Origin of the sequence: Mesorhizobium sp. M4A.F.Ca.ET.022.05.2.1 (assembly GCF_003998845.1) — a bacterium.
Taxonomy (GTDB): Bacteria; Pseudomonadota; Alphaproteobacteria; order Rhizobiales; family Rhizobiaceae; genus Mesorhizobium.
Genome location: NZ_RZOJ01000013.1, coordinates 1 through 26,583 on the forward strand (window position 1 = coordinate 1; position 26,583 = coordinate 26,583).

27 protein-coding genes, 1 tRNA gene and 1 pseudogene are annotated in these 26,583 nt (G+C 64.5%); 14 read left to right on the forward strand and 15 right to left on the reverse strand.

All coding sequences use genetic code 11. From position 1 onward, the window contains the following. Window positions 1–638 precede the first annotated feature (638 nt). Complete coding sequence (locus tag EN745_RS03140; RefSeq protein ID WP_127420521.1) at window positions 639–4,421, reverse strand: response regulator; 3,783 nt, start codon at window positions 4,419–4,421, stop codon at window positions 639–641. A 184-nt stretch (window positions 4,422–4,605) separates the two neighbouring features. Between EN745_RS03140 and EN745_RS03145 the strand changes: the two genes are divergently transcribed. Together EN745_RS03145 and EN745_RS03150 are read left to right on the forward strand one after the other, a co-directional pair. After that, the gene (locus EN745_RS03145) at window positions 4,606–4,950 is read left to right on the forward strand and encodes a hypothetical protein (RefSeq protein WP_127400263.1); all 345 of its coding nucleotides are present in this window, start codon (window positions 4,606–4,608) and stop codon (window positions 4,948–4,950) included. 230 nt (window positions 4,951–5,180) lie between these two features. Beyond that, window positions 5,181–5,396, forward strand: a complete 216-nt coding sequence (locus EN745_RS03150; RefSeq protein WP_126057983.1) for a hypothetical protein — start codon at window positions 5,181–5,183, stop codon at window positions 5,394–5,396. A 227-nt stretch (window positions 5,397–5,623) separates the two neighbouring features. On the opposite strand, the gene EN745_RS03160 is transcribed toward EN745_RS03150, so the two are convergent. From EN745_RS03160 to EN745_RS03185, 6 genes are all read right to left on the reverse strand, one after another. Then, complete coding sequence (locus EN745_RS03160) at window positions 5,624–5,992, reverse strand: hypothetical protein (RefSeq protein WP_126057982.1); 369 nt, start codon at window positions 5,990–5,992, stop codon at window positions 5,624–5,626. Window positions 5,993–6,295: 303 nt separating this feature from the next. Next, window positions 6,296–7,174: a glutathione S-transferase family protein gene (locus tag EN745_RS03165; protein ID WP_127420522.1), complete on the reverse strand. Its 879-nt coding sequence runs from the start codon at window positions 7,172–7,174 to the stop codon at window positions 6,296–6,298. Window positions 7,175–7,185: 11 nt separating this feature from the next. Further along, the gene (locus EN745_RS03170; protein ID WP_126057980.1) at window positions 7,186–7,776 is read right to left on the reverse strand and encodes a VOC family protein; all 591 of its coding nucleotides are present in this window, start codon (window positions 7,774–7,776) and stop codon (window positions 7,186–7,188) included. A gap of 215 nt (window positions 7,777–7,991) precedes the next feature. Continuing rightward, a tRNA-Glu gene (locus EN745_RS03175) sits at window positions 7,992–8,066 on the reverse strand. An 85-nt stretch (window positions 8,067–8,151) separates the two neighbouring features. After that, window positions 8,152–8,565, reverse strand: coding sequence for a VOC family protein (locus EN745_RS03180; protein ID WP_126057979.1), 414 nt, complete (start codon window positions 8,563–8,565; stop codon window positions 8,152–8,154). Next, entirely contained in the window at window positions 8,562–8,945 is a 384-nt protein-coding gene (locus EN745_RS03185) for a fimbrial protein (protein ID WP_127420523.1), read from the reverse strand. Before EN745_RS03185 ends, EN745_RS03180 begins: the two co-directional genes overlap by 4 nt. A gap of 26 nt (window positions 8,946–8,971) precedes the next feature. Between EN745_RS03185 and EN745_RS03190 the strand changes: the two genes are divergently transcribed. Both EN745_RS03190 and rpoH read left to right on the forward strand, forming a co-directional pair. Continuing rightward, a complete protein-coding gene (locus EN745_RS03190) occupies window positions 8,972–10,042 on the forward strand; it encodes an RluA family pseudouridine synthase (protein WP_127420524.1) in 1,071 nt (356 codons plus the stop codon). Between the two features lie 233 nt (window positions 10,043–10,275). Beyond that, window positions 10,276–11,187 carry an RNA polymerase sigma factor RpoH gene (gene rpoH, locus EN745_RS03195; protein ID WP_126057977.1) on the forward strand — a complete coding sequence of 304 codons (912 nt, stop codon included), beginning with the start codon at window positions 10,276–10,278 and terminating at the stop codon, window positions 11,185–11,187. Window positions 11,188–11,380: 193 nt separating this feature from the next. Here rpoH and EN745_RS03200 read toward each other — a convergent pair whose 3' ends face one another. The 5 genes and pseudogenes from EN745_RS03200 to EN745_RS03220 form a co-directional block, all read right to left on the reverse strand. After that, the gene (locus EN745_RS03200) at window positions 11,381–11,773 is read right to left on the reverse strand and encodes a hypothetical protein (RefSeq protein WP_127420525.1); all 393 of its coding nucleotides are present in this window, start codon (window positions 11,771–11,773) and stop codon (window positions 11,381–11,383) included. Continuing rightward, a pseudogene (locus EN745_RS03205) lies at window positions 11,770–11,892 on the reverse strand (IS1 family transposase); the annotation flags it as partial. The gene EN745_RS03200 and the pseudogene EN745_RS03205, both read right to left, overlap by 4 nt. 74 nt (window positions 11,893–11,966) lie before the next feature. Continuing rightward, window positions 11,967–12,626 (reverse strand): peroxiredoxin, encoded by a 660-nt coding sequence (locus EN745_RS03210; RefSeq protein WP_126057975.1) that lies wholly within the window; start codon window positions 12,624–12,626, stop codon window positions 11,967–11,969. A gap of 172 nt (window positions 12,627–12,798) precedes the next feature. After that, a complete protein-coding gene (locus tag EN745_RS03215) occupies window positions 12,799–13,164 on the reverse strand; it encodes a cell division protein ZapA (RefSeq protein WP_126057974.1) in 366 nt (121 codons plus the stop codon). 4 nt (window positions 13,165–13,168) lie between these two features. Further along, complete coding sequence (locus tag EN745_RS03220; protein ID WP_006200774.1) at window positions 13,169–13,441, reverse strand: DUF4164 domain-containing protein; 273 nt, start codon at window positions 13,439–13,441, stop codon at window positions 13,169–13,171. Between the two features lie 258 nt (window positions 13,442–13,699). Between EN745_RS03220 and tkt the strand changes: the two genes are divergently transcribed. The 7 genes from tkt to EN745_RS03255 all read left to right on the forward strand — a co-directional run bounded on the left by tkt (window position 13,700) and on the right by EN745_RS03255 (window position 23,186). After that, a complete protein-coding gene (tkt, locus tag EN745_RS03225) occupies window positions 13,700–15,691 on the forward strand; it encodes a transketolase (protein WP_126057973.1) in 1,992 nt (663 codons plus the stop codon). Window positions 15,692–15,846: 155 nt separating this feature from the next. Then, the gene (gene gap / locus EN745_RS03230; protein WP_126057972.1) at window positions 15,847–16,857 is read left to right on the forward strand and encodes a type I glyceraldehyde-3-phosphate dehydrogenase; all 1,011 of its coding nucleotides are present in this window, start codon (window positions 15,847–15,849) and stop codon (window positions 16,855–16,857) included. A gap of 213 nt (window positions 16,858–17,070) precedes the next feature. Then, complete coding sequence (locus EN745_RS03235) at window positions 17,071–18,960, forward strand: potassium/proton antiporter (protein ID WP_127420526.1); 1,890 nt, start codon at window positions 17,071–17,073, stop codon at window positions 18,958–18,960. Between the two features lie 104 nt (window positions 18,961–19,064). Beyond that, on the forward strand, window positions 19,065–20,261 hold the full coding sequence (locus EN745_RS03240) for a phosphoglycerate kinase (protein ID WP_127420527.1): 1,197 nt from the start codon (window positions 19,065–19,067) through the stop codon (window positions 20,259–20,261). A 233-nt stretch (window positions 20,262–20,494) separates the two neighbouring features. Continuing rightward, window positions 20,495–21,520, forward strand: a complete 1,026-nt coding sequence (locus tag EN745_RS03245; protein WP_127420528.1) for a class I fructose-bisphosphate aldolase — start codon at window positions 20,495–20,497, stop codon at window positions 21,518–21,520. A 157-nt stretch (window positions 21,521–21,677) separates the two neighbouring features. Next, window positions 21,678–22,418, forward strand: coding sequence for a thioredoxin family protein (locus EN745_RS03250; RefSeq protein ID WP_127420529.1), 741 nt, complete (start codon window positions 21,678–21,680; stop codon window positions 22,416–22,418). Between the two features lie 39 nt (window positions 22,419–22,457). Further along, window positions 22,458–23,186 carry an SGNH/GDSL hydrolase family protein gene (locus tag EN745_RS03255; RefSeq protein WP_127420530.1) on the forward strand — a complete coding sequence of 243 codons (729 nt, stop codon included), beginning with the start codon at window positions 22,458–22,460 and terminating at the stop codon, window positions 23,184–23,186. A gap of 28 nt (window positions 23,187–23,214) precedes the next feature. Here EN745_RS03255 and EN745_RS03260 read toward each other — a convergent pair whose 3' ends face one another. Beyond that, complete coding sequence (locus tag EN745_RS03260) at window positions 23,215–23,394, reverse strand: hypothetical protein (RefSeq protein ID WP_189362940.1); 180 nt, start codon at window positions 23,392–23,394, stop codon at window positions 23,215–23,217. Window positions 23,395–23,567: 173 nt separating this feature from the next. Between EN745_RS03260 and EN745_RS03265 the strand changes: the two genes are divergently transcribed. The 3 genes from EN745_RS03265 (at window position 23,568) to EN745_RS03275 (ending at window position 25,154) form a co-directional block, all read left to right on the forward strand. Beyond that, a complete protein-coding gene (locus EN745_RS03265; RefSeq protein WP_126057966.1) occupies window positions 23,568–23,735 on the forward strand; it encodes a hypothetical protein in 168 nt (55 codons plus the stop codon). Window positions 23,736–23,949: 214 nt separating this feature from the next. Then, window positions 23,950–24,360: a hypothetical protein gene (locus EN745_RS03270; RefSeq protein ID WP_189340493.1), complete on the forward strand. Its 411-nt coding sequence runs from the start codon at window positions 23,950–23,952 to the stop codon at window positions 24,358–24,360. Window positions 24,361–24,434: 74 nt separating this feature from the next. Beyond that, window positions 24,435–25,154: a YafY family protein gene (locus EN745_RS03275; RefSeq protein WP_127420531.1), complete on the forward strand. Its 720-nt coding sequence runs from the start codon at window positions 24,435–24,437 to the stop codon at window positions 25,152–25,154. A 63-nt stretch (window positions 25,155–25,217) separates the two neighbouring features. Here the strand turns inward: EN745_RS03275 and EN745_RS03280 are convergent, their stop codons facing one another. Together EN745_RS03280 and EN745_RS03285 are read right to left on the reverse strand one after the other, a co-directional pair. Next, on the reverse strand, window positions 25,218–25,913 hold the full coding sequence (locus EN745_RS03280; RefSeq protein WP_126057964.1) for a DUF1013 domain-containing protein: 696 nt from the start codon (window positions 25,911–25,913) through the stop codon (window positions 25,218–25,220). Window positions 25,914–26,185: 272 nt separating this feature from the next. After that, on the reverse strand, window positions 26,186–26,326 hold the full coding sequence (locus EN745_RS03285; RefSeq protein WP_126057963.1) for a DUF1127 domain-containing protein: 141 nt from the start codon (window positions 26,324–26,326) through the stop codon (window positions 26,186–26,188). Window positions 26,327–26,583 lie beyond the last annotated feature (257 nt).

Sequence of the window (26,583 nt, forward strand, 5' to 3'; positions counted from 1 at the left end):
ACCTGGATCTGGTCGCGCGCGGCGGCGAAGCCGGACGACGCGGCGAGCGCAAGCGCAGCGGCCGACGCCGTGAGAAGGAATTTGTTCATGTGGCCTGCTCCTGTTCGGAAGATGGTCTCTCGGCACCGCTGTCCATTGGCGCCCGGTGAGGCCAATAGCTTCCGATTATAACAGTTGCATGACAGTTTCGTGTCAGCCCGGTAACGTCTCACTGGTCTGGCGGAAACGGCTGGCCGCCAGCCTCCGCGAGGCAACGGCCGTTTGCCGGAGGGAATCAGGGACTTGCGCGAATTTCGATGACCGCCCCCGCCCTCGGCGGCGCGAGCCGCGGCCGCCGAGAAAAGAAAAGCCGGACGAGAGCGCGTTGCCCCTGGCCAGAGCGCATCATGGCCGAGCCATCGCCGAAAACAGGTCCGTTGGGGTAGATTCGACGCTGTTTCATGCCGGCGGTCGCTGCTCCCGCCCGTAACCGAAGGAGCGAATCCGATGCCGCCATTGTTCCGGCTCGACGCCCATTTTGGTATGGTGCGATCGCACCATACCCTTGCGACATCCCTTCGGTTCCCGGTGTGCTTTGCACAAATTGGACGCGACGGCGCCGGCCCGCAGGAGATAATCGGCCCTTCGCCTCGGCAGGCCTAGCCAGCGTTTCTCTGGACCTGGGCGCCCGTGCCGAGCCAGCGCTCGAGCTTCTCGAGCAGCGCCCTCGGGCTGATCGGCTTGGGCAGGTAGTCGTCCATGCCGGCCTCCAGGCAGCGCTCGCGGTCGCCCTTCAGCGCATGCGCGGTGACGCCGACGATCGGCACATGCATGCCGCTCTCCTCCTCGAGCCGGCGGATGGCGGCCGTCGCCTCCAGCCCGTTCATCTCCGGCATCGACACGTCCATCAGGATCATGCGCGGATTGAGCCGGCCGTAGGCGTCGAGCGCCTTGCGGCCATTGCCGACGATCTCGAAGCCGTAGCCGGTCTCGCCGAGGATCTGCGTGAACACCATCTGGTTCACCTCATTGTCCTCGGCGACGAGGATGTCGAGCCCGCGTTCGGCGCTTGCCGGCCGGGCGCGCGCACGAACCGGCGGCGGCTGCAGCAGGGCCCGTTCCGACGCTGCCGTGTGCGCCTGCGCCGGCGCTGCGCGCGGCGGTCCGCTGCCGAGGGCGCCAGCTCCCGCTTGCGGCGGACGGCTGCCGACCGTGCTGTGGCGATGGCGCTGGATGGTGGCGACCAACGTCTCCAGCAGCACGGAGGAGCGGGCCGGCTTTATGAGCTGCGCGTCGATGCCGAGGTCGCGGTAACTGGTGTTGGCGAGCGACTGGTCGACGGACGTCAGCATGATGATCGGCGTGTGCGCGAGGCCGTCGGTATTGCGCACGATGCGCGCCATTTCGGCGCCGCTCATGCCCGGCATCTGGTAGTCGAGCACGACGCAGTCGACCGCCACGCCATAGGCGGCCGCCGCGATCAGTACCTTCAGCCCCTCGGCTCCGCTTTCAGCCGCGCAGGAATCGAACGTCCAGGACGCCATCTGCTCGCTGAGAATCGAGCGGTTGACGGCATTGTCGTCGACGATCAGCACCCGTGCCCCTGTCACGTCCACCGGCATGATCCGCTGCGCGCCCTCCTGGACGGCGCGCGGCAGCGTCACCGTGAACCAAAAGGTCGAGCCCTTGCCTTCGGCGCTCTCGACACCGATCTCGCCGGCCATCAGATCGACCAGCCGCGAGGTGATGGCCAGGCCGAGCCCGGTACCCTCGTGCCGCCTGGTCGAGGAGGTGTCGACCTGGCTGAACTTTTCGAACACAGCCCTCAGCTTGTCCTCGGGGATGCCGATGCCGGTATCGGTGACCGAGATGGTCAGCTTCGTTCCCATCGGCACGCGCTCGCCGGTGACGTCGACCAGCACATGGCCTTCGTCGGTGAATTTTACCGCATTGCCGAGGAGGTTGGTGACGATCTGCCTGATGCGCCCGACATCGCCGATGAAGTGGCTGTCGAGGCCCGGCTGGACGCGCACGATGAGCTCGAGATCCTTCTCCTTGGCGCGCGTCGAAACCAGCGTCGCCACATCCTCGATCGCCTCGGCCAGGTTGAAGGGAGCCGGATCGAGCACCATCTGGCCGGCGTCGATCTTGGAAAAGTCGAGGATGTCGTTGATGATGGTGAGCAGCGCGTTTCCCGACTTGACGATGATGTCGGTGAAGGTCTTCTGCTTGGGGTCGAGATCCGACTTGGCCAGCAGCTCGGCCATGCCGAGCACGCCGTTCATCGGCGTGCGGATCTCGTGGCTCATATTGGCCAGGAATTCCGACTTGGCGCGGTCGGCGAGCACGGCGCGCTGCCGCGCTTCGCTGAGCTCGGCCTCGCGCTGCTTGAGCTCGGTGATGTCGGTGGTGGAGCCGATGAGATAGAGCGAACCGTCGGAGGCGATCATCGCCCCCTTGCGCGCGAACTGGTGCCTGACGCTGCCATCGGCGAGCGTCACGCTCTCCTCGATCTCCTGCGTCTCGCCGGTGCGCAGCACTGCGAGATCGCCGGCGACGAAGGCCTCGCCGTCCGGCCCGAAGATCTCGACATCGGTCTTGCCGATCGCCTCATCCTTGGCGAAGCCGGTGAGATCGCACCAGCCCTTGTTGACGTAGAATTGCCTGAGGTCCGAACGCTTGGCGTAGATCGACACCGGCACATTGTCGATGAGGCTGCGGAACACCTCATTCTCGCGCATGCTCTCTTCCAGCGCCCGCTCGCGCGCCTTGACGTCGGTGATGTCGGTGCTGGAGCCGACCAGATGCACCGACCCGTCCGTCGCCACCAGGCGGCTCTTGCGCGTCATCAGCTGCCGCACGGTGCCGTCGCGATGGGTGACAGGCTCCTCGACCTCGCGCCCGTTGCCGGTGGCGACGACCTCGATGTCGTCATGGCTGTAGTTTTCGGCATCATCGGCGCCGAACAGCTGGCGATCGGTGCGGCCGATGACATCTTCCTTGGCAATGCCGGTGAGCGCGCACCATGCCTTGTTGACGAATTCGATGCTGAGATCCTGGGCCTTGATGAAGGCAGCCACCGGCAGCTCGTCCATGACGTGCCGGAACAGGTCGATCTGCCGCATGGAGTCATGCAGCGCCTTCTCGCGACTCTTGATGTCGGAAATGTCGACGCGCACGCCGATGAAGGTGCCGTCCTCGGTCCGCATGTCGTAGACCTGGTACCAGCGGCCGTCCGGATTGCGCCGTTCATAGGATGAGTTCGGCAGCCGGTAGTGGGCGAGCATCGCGTCGAACCACCCGTCGCGATCGCGCTCATAGAGGCTGTCGATCTCAGGATCGCCGCTCTGGCGGAAATAGCCGACCGAATGGCCGAGAACCAGCGCCTCGCGGAAACTGCGGCCGGGCTGCCACACCGGCTTCAGCGCCGGAAGCGTCTCCTGCAGTTTGCGGTTGGCGAAGACGAACCTGTCGTCACGATCGTAGATGATGACGCCGGCCGGCAGCGATTCCAGCACGGTGGCGAGGTTCTTGCGCGCATCCTCGGCCTCCGCCTCGCGCTCCTTCATGTCGGTGACGTCGACGTAGGAGATCAGCCGCTTGCCGCCGGCGAGCGGCGCCAGCGAGGCAATCAGCGTGCGGCCGTCATTGAGTGGCAGCTGCCGCGATCCGGCAACGCCAGCCCTGATCTCGGCCTCGCGCTCGGCCATGAGGCGCTGCCATGCCTCGTCGTCGGCTCCGTAGGGGTCGATCCCGCGGCTCGCTTCCATCAGCTCGCGGAAGCCGCTGCCGATCCCGGCGCGGCTGGGCTCGATTTTCCAGAACTCGTGGAAGGCGCGGTTGATCACCTGCGCGCGCATGTCCGCGTCGAGGACCAAGACGCCGATCGGCATCTGGTCGACCATGGCGCGAAGATTGGCGAAGGTCTCCGCGGTCCTGGCGTTGGCGCTCTCGATCTCGGCATCGCGGCGCTTGACGTCGGTGATCTCGTAGTAGGTCAACAGCCGCTTGCCCCCGGACAGCGCGGTGACAGAAAACATCATCGTCCTGCCGTCGGCGTGGACAAACTCGCGCGGCGACACGGAGCCGTCGCGAATCTCCGCGACGCGGCCGGCGAGGTAGCGCTGCCATTCCTCTTCGTCGATATCGCCATAGATGCCGTTGCGGCGGTTGAGTTCCATCAGGCGGCTGAACGGAGCGCCGACGGCCACGGCTCCGTCGGGAATCCTGGAGAGGTCGCGGTAGGCCTTGTTGATGATCAGTGTATCGAGCTTGGCATCCAGGAGCACGACGCCCATGTGCATGGCGTCCATCGTGCGCTCGAGATCGGCAAGATGCTGTACGCTGTCTTCGCCGGCGAGCGCATCGTCGCCACGCGCAACCGCTGCTTCGAGGGGGTCGCGTTTGCCGCCGTTCCCGCCCGTCCCGTCCACGTCCGCCATGCTGATGCCACCCCCAGCCGAACCCCCGTCGCGGTTCGTCGGCGGACTGTGCCTCAGAAGCATTAACGATCCGCTAACCTTAACAAAACATCAGCGGAGATCGGGGTCGGTCGCGGCCTAGCCGTGTCGCGCCGGTTGTCGGCCGTCGCGCGGCCGCGTTATAAGGCATATGAGGGTTTTGCTAATGTTCGGACGAATCGTGCTGCTTTTCCTTTGCCTGGCGCTGCTTGCGGCGGGGGGCTGCGCGCGTAGCGACGACGGCACGGTGATGATCCCGAAGCCCCTCGATGTCCGACGCATCTGGGACAGGCCGCCGCCGCCGCAAGCCGGTCCGCCGCAGTTGCAGCCAGGTGCCTTTCCGGCGCCGCCGCAGGCACCCAGACGCCTCGCGGGCCGCAGGCTCCCCCCGCCGCCGGCGCCACCAGGACAGACGGCAAGTCCCCCCTCGCTGTCGTCCGAGCCGGAACAGCCCCTGGCCTGCAGGAATGTCAGCGCACCCGGCAAGCGCTTCCGCGTGGTCTGCGAATAGCAGGGCGATAGACTCAGTTTGCTGGGAAGAAGGCCGAGGCCGACCACTCTCCCCGTGCGCGGGTCGGCCGGTTTGTCGACCGCGCCTTTGCTTTCGCTGGCGCCGGCCCCCTGTGGGACGGCCCCCGGGCGGCGCCCTCAGCCGCCAGACGGTATAGCTCAAAGTGTCGAATGGTCCCGGTGAAACCTTTGCCCCACACTTCGCGTTGTAGCGGCAAAGGGAGACCGAGGATGTCCATTCACTTCACCGTCTCCGGCCTGACCAGAAACCTCATCCACTCACTCGGACTGGACCACGAGCGGGCACCGAGGCCTCTGACACCGGAGCAGAACCTTTTGCTGGAATGCTATCTGGCCGGGCAAATTCCGGAATCGGCGTGGAGCGACTACGTCTACGAGACGCCGGATCTGCAGCGCCATGTAAACGCGAGGCGCGCGCGGCACTGACCCCGAGGCTGCCGATCGCCTTCTAGCCGCCGCCAGCCACGATGCCGGCGCGCAATACTTCCCGCCAGCCTGCAGGCAAAGCCAGAAGACCTACGAAAAGCCGCCGCTCGAGAAGCGAGAGAGGCTGTCGGACGTGACAGCCGTCAACGGGTCGTCCGCCCCGGTTTCCTGAACCCGCTTCGGCGCCGTCGGCACTGAGATGACCGGCTGAACTTGGGGATCCAGCGCTATCTCTTGGGCGAGTTGAACTGCAGCACGTAGACTTTGCCGGCAATCCCCTGCGCCAGCGCCGGCGAGAAGCTCAGCGGCAGGCAGTGCTGCAGTGCCGAGGTTGCGGCCTCGACATAGGCTTGCCTGGCCTTGGCGTCGCCGCTCACCTTGATCGCCGTCGGCCTGGGGGGACCGATCAGCGTGCCGTCCCGCCTGAGGCTGAAGCTCAAGGTGACCGACGAGTTTTCGGAATTCGCCGGCGGGACCCAGCACGCCTGCAGCGCCGCGCCGACATCGTTCATGGTGTTGAGCTCGGCCGCATTCGATCGACAGGACATGGCCGCCAGGAGCGCCGCGGCGATTGTCGGCAATGCAACGTTTTTCATTGCCAGGATCCTCGTCTCTCCCGCTCCGCCGCCGATCTCATGCTACGGTCAAAGCCGCAGGTGACAACAGGTTTCTCGGCAATCGCCGGGCGCAGCCACGAGGCTGAGAGTGCTTCCGGACCGGCGGCGGTTGAAAAGCAAAAGGCCGGCGCATGGCCGACCTTTGCTTTCGCCTCGGCATCGCGCCAGTACATCCGTGGTCGCGCGCCTGAGCTGAACCAGTGACCATTAGACAGGGTCCTTGGTTAACGAATCCTTAGCCTCGAAGCGCCCGGCAAATCCGGAACGCCACCACAGTGGTCCTTACGCCTTCGCCTGCGACTTCACGTAGGCGATGTAGCCGCGCACATCACCGGCCGGTTCAGCATAGGCCTTGCCGAGCTTCTTCTCCATCGCCGCCATATAGTCCTTCGCCCATTTGGGCAGCGTGTAGTCGATGACCGCTAGGAACTCGAGCGTCGCCGCCAGCCGAATGTCGGCAATCGACGGATTGCTGCCGCCGATGAACGGCTTGCCGTTGCGGAAGAAGCTGTGGAAGACGTCGAGCGGCTCGGCGATTGCTGCCGCTGCCGCCTTCTGGGCCTCTGATTTCCTGTCAGGATGGGCGTCGCTGTGGCCGACCTCGCCGGCATATTGCGGGAAACCGAGCGCCGGATAAGTGGCACGCGCCACGTAGGGGTAAAGCGTGCCGACCAGATAGAACATGGCGCTGTCGATCATCGCCCGCTTGGCCGGCGCCTTGGGGTAGAATTTCTCCAGCCCGTGCTTGTTGGCGAGATACTGCATGATGGCGCAGCTTTCCCACAACACGCCTCTCGGCAGCCCCTTGTCCTCGATCATCGGCGTCAGATGGGCCGGGTTGCGCGCCATGAACTCCGGCGAGCGCGTAAGCCCCCAAGCGTCGGTCTCGGCATGGTCGAAGCCGGCGGCGCGCGCGAACACCCGAACGGTCATGTTGTTGACGCTCGGCTTCAGCATGCTGAGCTTCAGCCCAGGCTTCTTCGCGGCCTTTGCCGTCACCTTGGGTGCGGCCTTTGCCGTCACCTTGGGTGCGGCCTTTGCCGTCACCTTCGCGGCTGGCTTGGCCGCTGCTTTTGCCTTTGCTTTCGGCGCTGGCTTGGCGGCCTTCACCGCAGCCTTGGCCGCCGGTTTCCTTGCACTCTTCGTTGCTGCCTTTGCCATCTGTTCCTCCCTCAGGCCTTTTCATATGGATTTTTCGGTGCCCTTTCGTCCGACAAGGTCGCGCGCGACCATTCGACCAGCGTCTGGATCGCGTCGGCCAGATGCACTTCCGCGATGTTGTAGTCGCCGCGCGCGACGCGGATCTTGTGCGCCTGCATCAGCACATCGGCATGGGTGAAGCCCGCCGGTGGTTCGAAGCGGTACGAGGCGAGCTCGATCAAGAGGCCAAGCGGGTCCTCGAAATAGATCGAATCCATGAAGCCGCGATCCTTGACGCCGCTATGCTTGATGCCGCGCTCGTCGAGCCGGGCGACCGCCTGCAGGAAGGTGACGCGCGACACCGCAAACGCGATGTGGTGGACGCAGCCCGTATCGGTGGGCGTACGCCTGGGCACCGCCGTGCGGCTCTCATCGGTGAAGACGGTAATCAGCCTTCCGTCGCCCGGATCGAAATAGAGATGGCTCTCGCTCGCCTTGTCGAGATTGGGCTGTTCGAAGACGAAGGGCATGCCGAGCACGCCTTCCCAGAAATCGATCGACGTCTGGCGCCCGGCGCCGACCAGCGTGATGTGATGGACGCCCTGCGATTGCAGTTTCTGCATCGGTCTCCCTCCCTGCGATCCTCGCCTCTGTCGGGCCAGTTCGGATCGGCATTTACCGCCGGCGCTCCCCAAGGCGCCGCCCTGCGCCTTTGGCGCAAGGTAATGACAGGATGCTAATTCAATCGGCGGCGTTGCGCCAGAAGCGCCGAAGCGCTGCTAACGTCGCGCGGAATCCGGGGGCGTATCCTGGAATGGAAAAATGTGCTGGAGAGACTTGGTACGCCCAAGGGGAATCGAACCCCTGTTCCCGCCGTGAGAGGGCGGTGTCCTGACCGCTAGACGATGGGCGCGCTCAAGAACCGGCGATATAGGCTGGCCGCCAGGAAAAAGCAACTGGGCTTCGGAGAGTTCGCCGATATTCCAAAACTGCTGGGCTCAGCCCCGTCGTTTCGGCTCGATCAGGTCCCAGAGATTGCCGTAGAGATCGGCGAAAACCGCCACCGTGCCGTAGGCCTCGAAGCGCGGCGCCTCGCGGAACTCGACGCCGCCGGCCAGCATCGCCACATGGTCGCGGGCGAAGTCGTCGGTTTCGAGGAAGAGAAAGACCCGGCCACCGGTCTGGTTGCCGATGCGGCTCGCCTGCGTCTCGTCCGCTGCTTCGGCAAGCAGCAGCCGCGCGCCGTTTGCGTTCGCCGGCGTTACGATCACCCAGCGCTTACCGCCGCCGAGATCGACGTCCTCGGCAAGCGCGAAGCCCAGCCGCTCGACATACCAGTCAATCGCCTCGTCATAGTTCCCGACGACGAGCGCCACGGTAGCGATGCAGCGCTTGTCGGCGAAGCCGCTCATTTGTTGCGGATCGCAAACTGGCCTATCACGCGGCGCTGGGCGATGTCGTAGACGAAGATGGCGCGGCTGCCGTCGGCAAGCTCGGCATCGATCGCGATGCGGTTGCCGGACAGCGACTGGCTGATCACCTTGGCGCCGACCGGCAGCACGATGTCGGCGCTAAGCGGTTCGCCGGCCGGCTCCTGGATATCGCTAGCAGCCGGGGCGCTGGCAGGCGGCGCGTTGCGCGCTTTGTAGACAAGCGCCGCGATCACCACCATAAGGGCAAGGAACAGCAGCCCGAGATTGACGGCCATGAAGCGGATGAGTTTGCCGCGCACCTTCTCGACTTCGGCGTCGAGCGGCTTTTCTTCGTCTTCCTCGGCAATTGGCCTGGCCATGGAATTGGGTTCCAGAACGGTTTTCGATGAGCGCTCATAGCGAAGAGGCCTCCAGATTAATAGAGGATCGTTTGACAGGCAGTGATTTGACAGCCGGCGGATCGGTCATGCTGGAGGCCGGCCCGGATGCCGCCGGCCAGCGCCTCGACCAATGGCTGGCCGGCCGGCTCGGCCGGGACATCTCGCGCAGCCGGGTGCAGATGCTGATCAGGCAGGGCGCGGTCAGGATCGGCGGCAAGGTCGCCGAGGAGGCCAAGCGCAGGATGGCCGCCGGCGAGCGCGTCTCGGTGGAGATGCCGGAGCCTGAACCGGCGGAGCCGCAGGGCGAGGCGATCGCCCTCGACATCCTCTATGAGGACGATGAGCTTATCGTCATCAACAAGCCGGCGGGACTGGTCGTCCATCCCGGCGCTGGCAACTGGACCGGCACGCTGGTCAATGCGCTCATCCACCATTGCGGCGACAGCCTGTCCGGCATTGGCGGCGTCAAGCGGCCGGGCATCGTTCATCGTCTTGACAAGGAGACCAGTGGCGTCATGGTCGTCGCCAAGACCGACCGTGCCCACAAGGCGCTGTCGGAGGCGTTTGCCGATCATGGTCGCACCGGCGACCTCGAACGCGCCTATCTCGCGCTCGTATGGGGCATTCCGTCGAGGCCGACCGGAACGGTCGACGCGCCGCTCGGCCGCGCCGCCGACCGCGTGCGCCGCGCCGTGGTGCCGGAAGGCCGCGACGACGCTCGCCACGCCGTCACGCATTTTGCCGTGATCGAGCGCTTCGGCGAGCGGCAGAAGGAATTCGCAACGGCAAGTCTGGTCGAATGCCGGCTGGAGACCGGCCGCACCCACCAGATCCGCGTCCACATGGCCCATATCGGCCATCCCGTGGTCGGCGATCCCGATTACGGCCAAGCCTTCCGCACCAAGGCCAACCGGCTGCCCGAACCGCTGAAAGGCGAAGTCAACGCATTTGCCAGGCAAGCCTTGCACGCCTGGCTCCTTGAATTCCAGCACCCGGCTACCCATCTAGCGATGAGGTTCGAAGCGCCGATACCGAGGGACATGGAGGCACTCGTCGGCGGCTTTCGCAAGCTCTGAGCCCGCCATCGATCCGCTTCAAACCGACCATCGACCCGCTTCAAAGCAACCATCAAAAAACCTGACTGGCGTTGTTCACTTTAGCGTGACACACTGTTTCATGTTGAACAAATGCCTGTCCTTTCTGGTTTTGTTCCTATATACAGCAGTTGCCGCGGATGAGCCGTTTGGCATTCGCGTCACATGCCCGCCGCGTTTCGGGGGCATCACTCCAAGAGAGAGGGGGCGCTATCATGGCCCAGTCACTACCCAGTATCGTCTCCGGCGAAGGCGGCCTCAGCCGCTACCTGGAAGAAATCCGCCGCTTTCCGATGCTTCAGCCGCAGGAAGAGTACATGCTCGCCAAGCGTTACGCCGAGCATGAGGACACTTCGGCCGCGCACAAGCTCGTCACCAGCCATTTGCGGCTCGTCGCCAAGATCGCCATGGGCTATCGCGGCTACGGTCTGCCGATCGGCGAGGTGATCTCGGAAGGCAATGTCGGCCTGATGCAGGCCGTCAAGAAATTCGAACCGGAGCGCGGCTTCCGGCTCGCCACCTATGCCATGTGGTGGATCAAGGCCTCGATCCAGGAGTACATCCTGCGCTCGTGGAGCTTGGTCAAGATGGGCACCACCGCCAACCAGAAGCGGCTGTTCTTCAACCTACGCAAGGTGAAGGGCAAGATCCAGGCGCTTGACGATGGCGACCTGAAGCCCGACCAGATCGCCGAGATCGCCACCCGTCTCAACGTCTCCGAGGCGGAAGTAGTGTCGATGAACCGTCGCCTGTCGGGCGACGCTTCGCTCAATGCTCCGATCCGGGCAAGCGAGGGCGAGTCCGGCGAGTGGCAGGACTGGCTGGTCGACGACCACGAAAGCCAGGAAGAGATGCTGATCGAGCAGGACGAGCTGGAAAACCGGCGCGCCATGCTGTCGGGCGCCCTCTCCGTGCTCAACGAGCGCGAACGGCGCATCTTCGAGGCGCGCCGCCTCGCCGATGAGCCGCTGACGCTGGAAGAACTGTCGGCCGAGTTCGACATCAGCCGCGAGCGCGTGCGCCAGATCGAGGTGCGCGCCTTCGAGAAGGTGCAGGATGCGGTCAAGGCCGCAGCCAAGCGCCAGACGCAGGCGCTGCGCACCATCGAGGCGCAGCCGGCGGCGTAAGGCTCAAGGCATGAATGAAAAAAGGCGGCGCTGCGGTGCCGCCTTTTTTGTTTGGCGAAAGCGGCGGTCCAGCCCTTTCTCCCCGTCACTATACGGGGAGAAATGTCCGGCAGGACAATGAGGGGCAGCGCCGACGCTGCGAGGGTATCGTTTCGGGGCAAGGAAACAATCGCATCCCAGAATGGGTAGCGGGTTAGTTTGAAATCTGCCTCATCGGCTTTGCTATGCAGTAGAAACAAAAGCCGGCGAGCAGAGCAGCGAGCGCCCCTAGCGTAGCGAGTGATCTGAAATGCCCGTCATACGGAAGGGTCAAAAAAGAGAAGCTTACTGCGATAAGAACCGCCACGGAAGTCCACAGTCCTGGTCTCCCGGCAACAGTGCGTGGGAAAGCGATGGCTGCAACAACTGCTGCCAGGTAAAGCGGCCACGACACTAGGATGCCGGCCACAAAATAAGCGGCGAAAAGCAAAAGTGTCTCAGACCATGGATTCTCCGGCGAAGGATTCGACACGGCTAACAAACTTCCAATCACGCCAAACACATAGGACAGCGTGATTTTTGAGGTGAGCGAGATCCTTTGCGTCATGCTACTGCCCGCTTCTTGTAAGGGCCGCGCACGACCGGCTTTTCAGCTTCCTTCGCCTCGATCAGTGCCACGATATCCGCAATCTCCCAAAGCTTGTCCGTGACACCAGCGGCCATCGCGGAACGCCGCGCTGCCCCTCATCCGCCCTCGGGCACCTTCTCCCCGTGAAACGGGGAGAAGGAAGGCTCAGGCCTCAGGCCGTCGGCTGCTTGGTCTTCCTGAGATAAGGCAGCACCGTCTCATACGCCCCGAAACGCTTGATCGCGTCCTCGTTGGAAACCGCGGCGGTGATGATGACGTCCTCGCCCTGCTTCCAGTTCGCCGGCGTCGCCACCTGATGCTTGGCCGTCAACTGGATGGAATCGATGACGCGCAGGATCTCGTCGAAGTTGCGGCCCGTGGTCATCGGATAGGTCAGCACCAACTTTATCTTCTTGTCCGGCCCGATGACATAGACCGAACGCACCGTGGCGTTGTCGGCCGGCGTGCGGCCTTCCGAGCTCTCGCCGGCGCCGGCCGGCAGCATCTCGTAGAGCTTGGCGACCGCGAGGTCCTTGTCGCCGATCAGCGGATATTTCACCTCCTGGCCGGTCGCCGTCTTGATGTCAGCCTGCCATTTGTCGTGGCTGGCGACCGGGTCGACGGAAATGCCGATGATCTTGACGTTGCGCTTTTTGAATTCGCCTTCCAGCCCGGCCATCGTGCCGAGCTCGGTCGTGCAGACCGGCGTGAAATTCTTCGGGTGGCTGAACAGCACCGCCCAGCCGTCGCCGATCCATTGATGGAAGCTGATCGTCCCTTGCGTGGTTTCGGCCGTGAAGTCCGGCGCGATATCGTTGATACGAAGACTCATGACGTGTCCCTACCCTTTGACTGTCGCCGGCATGCCGCGCCGGCACCGCTCGCAATCTCTACCACTCTGACCGCATGCTTCATACGGCAACCGCCGCCGAGAATGGCACCGGCGACGAAATATTTTCACCTTTTCCGGGCAAATGCGGCAGGAATTTCTGCCGCGTCGAGGCTCAGGCCTTCTTGATCGCCAGCGTCGTCGCGAGGTCTTCCATGCGCTGGGCCAGCGCCCCCAGCGCATCGGTCAGCACGCTGTCGTTCTTGCCGGCCTTGGCCAGCGCCTCGTCGCGCGTCTTGCGCAGCGTCACCACTTCGCTTTCCATGCCCTTGACGCGTTTCTGCAGCTCGGAAAGCTCGTCCATGACCATGATGCCGGCCATCACCGTCAGCCGCTGGTCGCCGATCTCGCCGAACGAGTCCTTGAGATGCGCGACATAGCGGTCGAAACGCTCGGCCAGGTCGATCAGATGCTCTTCCTGGCCCTCGTCGCAGGCCATGCGATACTGCTTGCCGTCGATGGAAACCGTGACCTGTGCCATTGGCCTACCTGTCCAACACCGCGCGGATGGTTTCCATGGCGGTCACCAGCCGGCGCGAGACTTCCTTGTTGGCGTCTTCCAGCCGTTCGGCGCGCGCTTCGGAATTGTCGAGCTCCTGCGCCAGCCTGGAGCGATCGGCGTTCATGCGCTGCACCTCCGCCTCGGCCTCCGAATAGTCGCGCTCGTGCTCGAGCTTGGCCGCGACGGCGTTTTCCAGGCCTTCGATGGCTTTGCCCAGCCTGGCGATGACTTCCTTGAGCGTCGTTTCCCCGGTCATGGCTCGTCCTGCACCCTGCCCATCACCGAATCGTTCGCGTTCAGAACGCGTTATCCAGGAAACATTAGGCGCCGTGTGAAGGCAACGTCAATAAAGCTCTCGCGACTGTCCCCCGCTAACGCTAATGTAAGTCTGTCGGGACCATCACAAGGCCGGCAAAAACGCACCGATTTGTTGACTCAAGGGCCGCGCCTGCTATGTGTCGCGCACCCTTTCCAGGCCTCTCCCAAGGCCTCAAACCCCCACCCCGGAGGAAGCATGACCTCGCGTGAACAACATGACCGGATGGCCAATGCGATCCGTTTTCTCTCCATGGACGCAGTCGAGAAGGCGAATTCCGGCCACCCCGGCCTGCCCATGGGCTGCGCCGACATCGCCACGGTGCTGTTCACCCGCTTCCTGAAATTCGACGCCAGGGCCCCGCACTGGGCTGACCGCGACCGCTTCATCCTGTCGGCCGGCCACGGCTCGATGCTGCTCTATTCGCTGCTTTATCTGACCGGCTACGAGGACATGACCCTCGACCAGATCAAGAATTTCCGCCAGCTCGGCTCGAAGACCGCGGGCCACCCCGAATATGGCCATGCCGCCGGCATCGAGACCACCACCGGGCCGCTCGGCCAGGGCCTTGCCAACTCGGTCGGCTTCGCGCTCGGCGAGCGCATCATGAATGCCGCCTTCGGCAAGGATCTCGTCGACCACTACACCTATGTGCTGGCCGGCGACGGCTGCCTGATGGAGGGCGTCTCCCAGGAGGCCATCGCGCTCGCCGGGCATCTCAAGCTCAACAAGCTGATCGTGCTGTGGGACAACAACAACATCTCGATCGACGGTCCGGTGTCGCTGGCCGACAACACCGACCAGGTCGCCCGCTTCCAGGCCTCCGGCTGGAACGCCAGCCACATCGACGGCTTCGATCCGGAAGCGATCGCCTATGCGATCGAGGCGGCGCGTCACTCCGACAAGCCGACGATGATCGCCTGCAAGACCACCATCGGCTTCGGCGCCCCGACCAAGGCCGGCACCAACAAGGCGCACGGCTCGCCGCTCGGCGCCGAGGAGATCGCCGGCGCGCGCAAGTTCTTCGGCTGGGACTCGCCGCCCTTCGAGATTCCGGGCGACATCCTCGACGCATGGCGCGCGGCGGGTCAGGCCGGTGCCAAGGCCCGCGCTGACTGGGAAGGGCGTCTCGCCAAGACGGACGCCGAGCTGAAGGGCGAGTTCGAACGCCGTGTCAGTGGCAAGCTGCCGTCGAACTTCGACAGCGTCATTGCCGACTACAAGAAGAAGCTCTCGGCCGACAAGCCAAAGGTCGCCACCCGCAAATCGTCGGAGATGGCGCTCGAGGTCATCAACGGCGCTGTGCCGGAAACCATCGGCGGCTCGGCCGATCTCACCGGCTCCAACAACACCAAGACCAGCCAGACCAAGAATATCACGCCGGACGATTACGGCCAGCGCTATGTCCACTACGGCATCCGTGAGCATGGCATGGCGGCGGCGATCAATGGGCTAACGCTGCATGGCGGCCTTATCGCCTATGGCGGCACGTTCCTGTGCTTCTCCGACTATGCCCGGCCTTCGATGCGCCTGGCCTCGCTGATGGGCATTCGTTCGATCTTCGTCATGACTCATGACTCGATCGGCCTTGGCGAGGATGGGCCGACGCACCAGCCGGTTGAGCATATGGCAGCGCTGCGCGCTATTCCGAACCACAAGGTCTTCCGCCCGGCCGACGCGGTCGAGACGGCGGAATGCTGGCAGCTGGCGCTCGAATCCGAAAAGACGCCGTCGACGCTGGCGCTGACCCGCCAGAACCTGCCGACCGTTCGCACCGAGCACAGCGAGAAGAACCTCAGCGCATCCGGCGCCTATGAGCTGGCCGCGGCAAACGGCGAGGCGGCGGTGACGATCTTCGCCACCGGCTCCGAAGTCGAGGTCGCGCTCGGCGCGCGTGATTTGCTGCAGCAGCACGGCCACCCGACCCGCGTCGTATCGGTGCCCTGCTTCGAACTGTTCGATCAGCAGAGCGACGACTACCGCAGAAACACGATCGGCAGCGCGAAGGTGAAGGTCGCCATCGAGGCCGGCATCCGTCAGGGCTGGGACCACATCATCGGCAGCGACGGCATCTTCATCGGCATGACCGGCTTCGGCGCCTCCGGCACCATCGAGCAGCTCTATCCGCATTTCGGCATCACCGCCGATGCTGCGGCGAAAGCGGTGGAAGCCCGCCTGCATGGCAAGTAAGGGTTGAGGCAAGCGAGCCCGCCAAAACCGCGCATGGCCGTTTCGGCGGACTGGCCCAACCTAATCGATTTAAATCCAGGCCTTCCAAGGCTGGATTCTTTGTCAGTCCGCCGCTATGAAGCTGCGGACCCCATCCGCCTCCCAGGGAGAGAAACATGACCGTCAGAGTTGCCATCAACGGATTCGGCCGCATCGGCCGCAACATCCTGCGCGCCATCCATGAATCCGGCCGCAAGGACATCGACGTCGTCGCCGTCAACGATCTCGGCCCGGTCGAGACCAATGCGCATCTGCTGCGCTACGACAGCGTGCATGGCCGCTTCCCGCACGAAGTGACGGTCGACGGCGACCAGATCTCGGTCGGCTCTGAGAAGTTCAAGGTCACCGCCATCAAGGACCCGACCCAGCTGCCTTGGAAGGAACTCGGCATCGACATCGCGCTCGAGTGCACCGGCATCTTCACCGCCCGCGACAAGGCCGCCGCGCATCTCACCGCCGGCGCCAAGCGCGTCATCGTCTCGGCGCCGGCCGAAGGCGCCGATCTCACCGTCGTCTACGGCATCAACCACGACAAGCTGACCAAGGACCATATCGTCATTTCGAATGCGTCCTGCACCACCAACTGCCTGGCGCCGCTGGCCGCCGTGCTGCACGAGACGGTCGGCATCGAGAAGGGCATGATGACGACGATCCACTCTTACACCGGCGACCAGCCGACGCTGGACACCATGCACAAGGATCTCTACCGCGCCCGCGCGGCTGCGCTGTCGCAGATTCCGACCTCGACCGGTGCGGCCAAGGCGATCGGCCTTGTGCTGCCCGACCTCAAGGGCAAGCTCGACGGCATCTCGATCCGCGTGCCGACCCCGAACGTCTCGGTCGTCGACTTCAAGTTCATCGCCAAGCGCTCGACCACCGCGCAGGAGATCAACGAAGCGGTGATCGCCGCATCCAAGGGCAAGCTGAAGGGTGTTCTGTCGGTCACCCATCACCCGAATGTCTCGATCGACTTCAACCACGATCCGCATTCCTCGATCGTGGCGCTTGACCAGACCAAGGTGATGGACGGCAACTTTGTGTCGGTGCTGTCCTGGTACGACAATGAATGGGGCTTCTCCAACCGCATGGGCGACACCGCCGTCGCCTTCGGCAAGACCATCGCCTGATCGACGCAGGCCGCAATCTTTCCAGATCAGACGCCCGGCTTCGGCCGGGCGTTTTTCGTTTGCAGGCCGGCTGGCGCCCCGAGCGGCAAAACCCCCGGAAATCAGCCCCATAGGAGCAAAAAATCACGCTGCCGCCTTGCGCTGGTCATGTCTTCGCCCCAGTCTGCCGTAAAGCGGGGAGGGGAGGGAGGCGGATTTGAGGGGCAATTCCGGATGGAGCATGCGATCTATCTTGTAACGCTGGTCGGCACCGCCCTTGTCGTTGCCGCCGCGTTTTCGAGCCTGATCGCCTTTCGCTTCGGCGCTCCCCTTCTGCTGCTGTTCCTCTGCATCGGTCTGGCCACCGGAACCGATGGTCTCGGCATCGAGTTCGACAATGCCCGCCTGGCTTACTTTGCCGGCTCACTGGCGCTGGCCGTCATCCTCTTCGATTCCGGGTTCGGCACGCCGCTCAATGCCTTGCGCCAGGCGGCCGGACCGGCACTGTCGCTGGCGACCGTCGGCGTCATCCTGACCACCGGCCTGTTCGGGGCCGCTGCCTATTACATGCTCGACCTCACCTGGCTGGAATCCTTCCTGCTCGGCGCCGCCGTCGCCTCGACCGATGCAGCGGCCGTCTTCTTCCTGCTGCGAGCCGGCGAGATCAATCTGCGCGAGCGCGTGCGCGCGACGCTCGAGGTGGAATCCGGCACCAATGACCCGATCGCCATCTTCTTGACCATCACTCTGGTCGAGATCATCGCCGCCCACGCCAATCCCGAAGCCAATGTGCTTGCCACCAGCCTCGTGCTCGGCTTCCTCATCAGCATGGGGCTTGGCGCCGTCATCGGCGTTCTCGGCGGCCTTGCCATCGTGCGCCTGGTTGAGCGGCTGAACCTCGACCACGGCCTGTTGCCGATCTTCGTGCTGACGCTGTCGCTGATGGTGTTCGCGGCCGCCGGCGCCATTGGCGGCTCGGGCTTCCTGGCGGTCTATCTCGCCGGGCTGGTATCGGGCAATTCAGACATCCGCGCCGTCACCATCCTTAGGCGCTTCCAGGACGGCATGTCGTGGCTGGCACAGATCATCATGTTCCTGATCCTTGGCCTGTTTGCCACGCCCTCGCAATTTCCGGCGATCCTGGTGCCGGCGATCTTGCTCGGCCTGTTCCTGATCTTCGTCGCGCGGCCGATCGCCGTCTGGCTCTGCCTGGTCCCGTTCCGCCTGCCACGGCCCGAGGTCGCTTTCGTCTCGTGGGTCGGCCTGCGCGGCGCGGTCTCCATCCTGCTCGCCATCACGCCGCTGCTCGGCGGCCTGGAAAACGGCCGCCTCATCTTCAACGTCGCCTTCATCATCGTGCTGGTGTCGCTGGTCGTGCAGGGCTGGACCGTCGGCCCGCTGGCGCGCCGCCTCGGCCTCATCGTGCCGGCGAGGCTCGGGCCCCTGGACAAGGTCGAGCTCGAACTGCCGGGCTCTGCCCATCACGAGCTGCTCGCCTATCGCGTGGCGCCGGGCAGTCCGGTGGCGCGTGGCGAGCGCATCCCGCGCTGGGCGCGGCCCTCGCTGGTGCTGCGCGACGGCCGCTCGATGCGCTTCCAGGACATGGGCCGGCTCGCCGCCGGCGACCAGGTATACATCTTCGTGCCGGACCGTTATCCGCGCCTGCTCGACAAGCTGTTCGCCAGCCGCGCCGTGGTCGATCCGGAGGACGCGGACTTCTTCGGCGCCTTTGCGCTAGATCCGACGCGCTCGGCCGAGGAGTTGGAGGCTGCCTACGCGCCGGGCTTGACCGAGGCAGAACGCAAGCTGACGGTCGGCGCCCTGGTCACGGAGCGGCTCGGCGGCCATCCCGAATATGCCGACCGGGTGCTGATCGGGCCGATCGAGCTCATCGTGCGCGACGTTGACGACAAGGGCCGGATCACCGGCATCGGCCTGTCGTTCGAGCCGACCGCGCCGGTGGCGCGCGTGCCGGTGTTCCTCAGCGCCGGCGAGATCGTCGACCGCATCGCCGCCTTCATCCGCGGCCGGCGCAGGCCGGAGCGGGCGCCTGGCGCCGAGACGCCGGCGGAACAGCCCCCGACGCCCGAACCGGCCGCGCAAAAGGCAGCGAGCGAAAGCTGATCTTACGCGCCTACATCATTTTTGCGCGCGCGCTTTAACGCGGGCCTTGCATAGTCGCCGGTGGTGGGTAAGGTCCCGGCGATTTTCGCAGAAAGGGACCCAGCATGGCCGGCTTCAAGACACTGGACGACATCGGCAACATCTCCGGTAAGCGCGTGCTGGTGCGCGTCGACCTCAACGTTCCCGTCGCTGACGGCAAGGTCACAGACGTCACCCGCATCGAGCGCATCGCGCCGACCATCTCCGAATTGTCCAGCAAGGGCGCCAAGGTCATCCTGCTCGCCCATTTCGGCCGGCCCAAGGACGGCCCCACGCCCGAATTCTCGCTCAAGCCGATCGCAAATGCCACGGCGGACGTGCTCGGCCGGCCCGTCGGCTTCGCCGCCGACTGCATTGGCGACACAGCAGGCAGCGCCGTCGCCGCCATGGACAAGGGCGATGTGCTGCTTTTGGAAAACACCCGCTTCTACAAGGCTGAGGAGAAGAACGATCCGGCCTTCACCGAGAAGCTCGCCGCCAATGGCGATATCTTCGTCAATGATGCCTTTTCCGCCGCGCACCGCGCCCACTCCTCGACCGAGGGCCTGGCGCATCTGTTGCCGGCCTTCGCCGGCCGCACCATGCAGGCCGAGCTCGACGCGCTGGAACAGGGCCTTGGCAATCCTGTCCGTCCGGTCGTCGCCATCGTCGGCGGCGCCAAGGTCTCGACCAAGATCGACCTCCTGATGAACCTGGTGAAGAAGGTCGACGCGCTGGTCATCGGCGGCGGCATGGCCAACACCTTCCTTGCCGCGCGCGGCACCGCGGTCGGCAAGTCGCTCTGCGAGCATGACCTTGCCGCCACCGCCAAGCAGATCATGATCGAGGCGACCGAGGCCGGCTGCGCCATCATCCTGCCGGCCGATGGCGTGGTGGCGAAAGAGTTCAAGGCTGGCGCCGCCAGCGAGACCGTCGCCATATCGGAGGTGCCGGCCGACGGCATGATCCTCGACGTCGGCGAAAAGACCGTGAAGGCCGTCGCCGACTGGATCGACCGCGCCGCCACGCTGGTCTGGAACGGCCCGCTCGGCGCCTTTGAGATCGAGCCTTTCGATCGCGCCACGGTGGCGGCGGCAAAGCACGCCGCCCAGCGCACCAAGGCCGGCAAGCTGGTCTCGGTGGCCGGCGGCGGCGATACGGTGGCCGCGCTCAACCATGCCGGCGTCGCCGACGACTTCACCTATGTCTCGACCGCTGGTGGCGCCTTCCTGGAATGGATGGAAGGCAAGCCGCTGCCCGGCGTCGAGGTGCTGAAGCGCTGAAGCAATTCCAGGAAAATCGGGCTGCGGTTTTCCGCCCGTGAAAACGGAGCATTCTTGCAGCCAAGCGGTGACGCCTGGGTTGCACGAATGCGACCAGCCCAATCGACTCGATCAACACTCGGCGAGCCGGCCCGGCGGCGCGACATTCGTTCGATTTCGCGCTTTCCGGCATCATTCCTTTGGCGGTAGAGTTTCCGTGAACCGCGGAAAACCACTGTCAGGAGGAAGCAACAATGAGCGAACGTCTCGAAGACATTGCCGCCGCGATCGTGGCCGACGGCAAGGGCCTGTTGGCCGCCGATGAAAGCTCCGGCACCATCAAGAAGCGCTTCGACGTCATCGGCGTCGAATCGACGGCCGACAGCCGTCGCGACTATCGCGAGATGATGTTCCGCGCCGAGGACGCGATGACGCGCTACATTTCCGGCGTCATCCTCTATGACGAGACCATCCGCCAGAAGGCTGCCGACGGCACGCCGCTGGTCGACATCATCAAGGCGTCCGGCGCCATCCCCGGCATCAAGGTCGATGCCGGCGCCAAACCGCTGGCCGGCTTTCCCGGCGACACCATCACCGAGGGCCTCGACGGCCTGCGCGAACGCCTGGCGGATTACTACAAGCTCGGCGCCCGCTTCGCCAAATGGCGCGCGGTGATCGATATTGACGTCGCCAAGGGTGTGCCGTCGGCGACCTCGATCGGCTCGAACGCGCATGCGCTCGCGCGCTACGCCGCGCTCTGCCAGGAGGCCGGCATCGTGCCGATCGTCGAGCCGGAAGTGCTGATGGACGGCGCCCACGGCATCGACACCTGCTACGAGGTCAGCAAGGCGACGCTGCTCAAGCTCTACAGCGAGCTCTATGCCGCGCGCGTCGTGCTCGAAGGCACCATCCTGAAGCCCAACATGGTCATATCGGGCAAGAAATCGGGCAAGCTGGACAGTCCCGAGATCGTCGCGGAAAAGACGATCAAACTGTTTCGCGAGACGGTGCCGGCGGCGGTTGCGGGCATTGCCTTCCTCTCCGGCGGCCAATCGGACGAGGAGGCGACCGCCAACCTCAACGCCATCAACGCCATCGGCCAGCATCCGTGGAAGCTCACCTTCTCCTATGGCCGTGCCTTGCAGGCAGCCGCGCAGAAAGCTTGGAGTGGCAAGGCGTCGAACATAGCCGCCGGGCAGGCGGCCTTTATCCATCGCGCCCACATGAACCATCTGGCGGCGCTCGGCAAATGGCAGCCGGCGCTGGAAAAAGCCGCCTGAAAGGTTTCTTCAGAAGCGACGAAAAGCCCGGGCTACGCGCCCGGGTTTTGTTTTCGCGGCCGGCATCCCCACTTCTGGGACTGCGTCGAAAGCGCGCCGGCCATGTCGGATCGCCCCGATGTCGAACGTCCTTGGCAGGAGAGGACAGGAGATAGTCATGCATCGCAATGCCGTCGTTTCGCGGGAAGACTGGTTCGAGGCGCACAGAAAGCACCTCGAGCGCGAGAAGGAACTGACTCGGTTTCGTGATTGCGTCGCCGCCGAACGGCGCGAATTGCCCTGGCTGAAGATCCGCAAGGACTACGTCTTTGAGAGCGAGCAAGGCCCGAAACGGCTGGCTGGGCTCTTTGGTGAAAACAGCCAGCTGATCGTCTATCACTTCATGCTGGCGCCCGGTTCGAACCATCGCTGCGAGGGCTGCTCCTTCCTCGCCGACCACATAGACGGCGCCAATCTGCATCTCCAGCATCATGACGTGTCGCTGGTCGTGGTGTCGCGCGCGCCGCTGGCCGAGCTGTTGCCCTACAAGCAGCGCATGGGCTGGCGGTTCGACTGGGTGTCGTCCTATGCGTCCGACTTCAACTTCGACATGCAGGTTTCCTTCACCGACAAGCAGATCGCGGCCGGCGACACCACCTACAATTTCGAAAGGCGCGCCCGCACCTCCAAGGACCTGCCCGGTTCCAGCGTGTTCTACAGGGACGAGGCCGGCGATATCTTCCTCACCTTCACGTCGCGCGCTCGCGGCGGCGATCAGCTGATCGGCGCCTATCACTATCTCGACATGACGCCGAAGGGCCGCAACGAGACCGGCCCCTATGGTGGCCTGATGGACTGGGTGCGGCTGCATGACGAGTACGGGGACGTATCCGAGCCGCCGACGGCGTGTTGCGACTGAACCGGCGCGGCAAGATCGTATGCGCTAAGGGCATGAGCCATGCAGCGCCTGCTCGCCTTCCTCACCTGGCTCGCCTTTCCCGTCTATGTCTGGCAGGGGCTCGGCGTGCGCCGTCGCACCAGCCGCATGCTGCCGGCGCGGGGTCCGGTCATGCATGAGATGCAGGGCAAGGCGCCGGCGATCACGCTGCTGGTGCTGGGTGATTCCTCCGCCGCCTCGGTCGGCATTGGCCATTCCGAGAACGGACTTGCGGCGCAGCTCGCCATCCTGATTTCCGAACGGACCGGCAGCGCCGTGCGCTGGCGGGCGGCCGGCTTCAATTCGGCGACTTCCGGCCAAATGCGCGACCATGTCCTGCCCAATTTGTCTGCCGATCCGTGGACGCATATCGTGCTCGCCATCGGCACCAACGACACCAAGAACTTCCACTCGGTGCCACGCTTCAAGAAGGAGTTCGGCGGCCTGCTTTACGCGCTGCGCGCCAAATGGCCGGAGGCGCGCGTGGTGTGGTCGCCGGTGCTGGAGTTCACGCGGGCGCCGGCGATGCCATCCTTGCTTGGCAGGATTCTCGAGATCAGGGCCACCGAGATGAACCGGATGGGCAAGCGCCTCTGCCTGGAGCGCGGCGCGGTTCCTGCGTCGCGGCTGCCGATCCTCGATCCGCAGGCCGGCTTTGCCGTCGACGGATTCCACGCCTCGGAAGCCGGCTACCGCGCCTGGGCGGAGCATCTGCTCGCCCCTGTTCTGGGCGAGCAGCCCTCGGCGTAGCGGCGCCCGATGGGGTGGCGCTTCGGCTCTAGCCCCAGTGCCCCAGCACAGCGGTGATCGAGATCGCCGCCATGGCAAGCAGCGCCAGCTTCCAGAAATCGCTGCGCCGCTTCAGCCCCGGCCAGCCGAGCGGCTTGATCAACTGGATGACCATGATGCCAATGATAACGAGCGCCAGGAGCTTCGACATGCCGCCTTTGAGCAGCATCGAAGCCTGCTGTCAAAGCCGCTTCCGGACCCAAACAGAACCGCGCAAAACGGCCGTTTCCCGGGTACCGGCCGGGCTGACGGCAATCTTCTTCGGAAACCTGCCACCCTCCTGACAGACTGCTGTCAGTAGGGGTGTGCGATAGTGTTCTCATCGAAAAGAGGAGACCAGCCATGACCAGCTTCACGGTACTGCGCAGCATCGAGCACTATGTCGGCAAGATCCGCACGATGCGCAACGAGATCCGCACCCAGCGTTTCATGAACAGCTTGCCCGCGGACATCCGCAAGGACATTGGCTGGCCGGATATGTACGGCAACGGCCGCCACCTCGACCATTGAACGATTTTTGCAGGCCGCGCTTGGATGCGGACACTGCCGCGCCCAGATGTAGAAGCGACGGAGCGGAAATACTTCGGGCAATCGAGCGTGAGAAAGTTGATGGTTCGAGCAGGATGTTGGCACCCTATCGTCAGCAGCCGTGCTGAACCCTCCTGACAGCATGCTGTCAGGAGCGTCGTGTCATGGTGTGGCAGGAGTAGAGAGTGAACTTCGCATGGTGAAGAGCTGGAACGACAGGCTGAACACGCCGGGCGTCAATGGTATCAAGCCGTCGCCGCGGAGCTTCGCCGACGTCGTCGAAGGCCAGCCGATGCTGGTGCCGACGGCGCGCCAGGTCGATGATTTCATCCGCTCGATCCCGGAAGGCGTCGAGATGGACGTCCGCGCGCTGCGCACCGCGCTGGCCATCGAGCACGGGGCTGAAGTGACATGCCCGGTTGCCATCGGCTATCATTTGCGCACCGTGGCCGAGGCGGCCGGCGAGGATCTCGAGCACGGCATGGCGCTGAGCGAGATCGCGCCGTTCTGGCGGGTGCTGGACGCCAGGACGCCGACCACGAGGAAACTGTCCTTCGGCACGGAGTTCGTCGCCGTGCAGCGCAAGCGCGAAGGGCTGAAGCCATAGTGCATGTCGCCCAAAAGTGGGAACCGGTTTTGGGAACCACGACATGCATAGGAACAACATCGAGGAACCATACGATGCGTCGTGCCGACAGGCTCTTCCAGATCGTGCAGCATTTGCGCGGCGGCCGTCTGGTCACTGCCCAGAAGCTGGGTACGTGGCTTGAGGTTTCCGAGCGCACGATCTATCGCGACATCGCCGACCTGCAGTCGACCGGCGTGCCGATCGACGGCGAGGCGGGCGTCGGCTACATGATGAGGGAGGGTTTCGACCTTCCGCCGCTGATGTTCACGCGTGACGAGATCGTGGCGCTGGTCGCCGGCGCCCGCATGGTGCGCGCCTTTGGCGGCGCCGCAATGGCGCGGGCCGCCGACGAGGCGCTGGTCAAGATCGGCGCCGTGCTGCCCGATACCGAGAAGGACCGCATCGCCCGCACCGAGATCCACACGCCGATGTGGGTGGTGAGCGATGCCGCGCGCGAGGCGATCGACCTGATCGAGCGCTCGATCGAGAAACGCCAGGTCCTGACCATTGACTATTCGGACGAGGCCGGGCGCGGCACGGCGCGCGACATCCGGCCGCTCGGCCTGTGGTTCTGGGGCAAGGTGTGGACGCTGGTCGCCTGGTGCGAGATGCGCGACGATTTCCGCGCCTTCCGCATCGACCGCATTGCCTCGGTGGTGATCGCCGGCCGCGTCTACAAGCCGGAGCGCGGCAAGCAGCTCGCCGATTTCTACCGCGCGGTGGAGCGCAGCGAGGACTATGGCATGACGCCGGACCGGGCGGCGCGCAACTGATGGCTCGAAGGCCAATAAAAAAGCCCGCTCGAAGCGGGCTTTTTTGTTGGCATGCCGAGAATTCTACTCCTCGTCGTCCGTGTCCTTGTCCTTCGACTTCAGCGCCGAGAGCTTGGCGAAGACGGCGTTGGCGTCGAGCTCGGCGTCCTCGTCCTTCGGCTTTTCCGGCGCCGGGACCAGCCGTTCCGTCAACGCCGCCGGCAGCAGCGTGTCGCCGACCGGCTGCGCCTGCTCGCGGCCGCGCGAGGCGCGGTTGACTTCCATGTCGAGGTCGATCTGCGAGGCGAGGCCCAGCGTCACCGGATCCATCGGCTGCAGATTGGCCGAATTCCAGTGCTTGCGCTCGCGGATCTGCTCGATCGTCGACTTGGTGGTGCCTACAAGACGGGCAATCTGCGCGTCCTTCAGTTCGGGATGGTTGCGTACCAGCCAAAGGATGGCATTCGGCCGGTCCTGACGCTTCGACAGCGGCGTGTAGCGCGGGCCCTTGCGCTTGGATTCCGGCACCCTGACCTTTGGGTCGGACAGCTTCAGTCGATGGTTCGGGTCCTTCTCGGCGCGCGCGATCTCGTCGCGGGTCAGCTGGCCGGTCATGATCGGGTCCATGCCCTTGATGCCTTGCGCCGATTCGCCGTCGGCGATCGCCTTGACCTCAAGCGGATGCAGCCCGCAGAACTGGGCGATCTGCTCGAAGGAGAGCGCCGTGTTGTCGACCAGCCAGACGGCGGTCGCCTTGGGCATCAGCAGCGTATTGGCCATTTCCAAAAATCCTTCTCGTTCGCCCGCGTTCCCGCGCGGGCGGTGGTTTTAGAGCCACCAAAATGGGAAATTCGCGGCCTGTATAACCGCTCCGTCACCATTTCGCAATGTTTTTGGAGAGCCCTGGAGGAGAGGCCGGGCACGGCCGCGACCCAAGAAGGACAAAACCCGCCGGACTGGGTCCAGCGGGTTCGGAACCGGAGACGAGCAAGCGTCTTCGACGGCTCTGGCTTCGCAACGCGTCCCCGGCCTCACGGCCGGGGCGCTTGAGATCAAAGAGCCTGGCGGGCGATACGCTCGATGTCGGCGCGGTTGATGCCGAGGTCGTGAAGCTGACGGGCGTTGAGTTTGTTCAGCTCGCGCACGGTCTCGTTGTACATGCGCCAGTTACGGAAAGCGCGGATCGGGTTCATGGTGGTTCTCCAGTCGTTGGTTGATTTGTTCGATGCCGTGTAAATAGGCACCGCCGCCTAAGAATTGAACGGACGCTTTTGCATGGCGGCAATGCGTTTTGTGCATTGCAGCATTAAGCTCTTGTTCAGCTTTTCCGCGGGCGATTTACACACCAGGGCGCGTCGAGATTCAGGTCAGGCCGAGGCGAAAACGGTGGTTTCCGAGAACCGGAGCGAAGCGTACTTCCGCATGTCCCGGAGGAGTGGTCCCGGTTTTC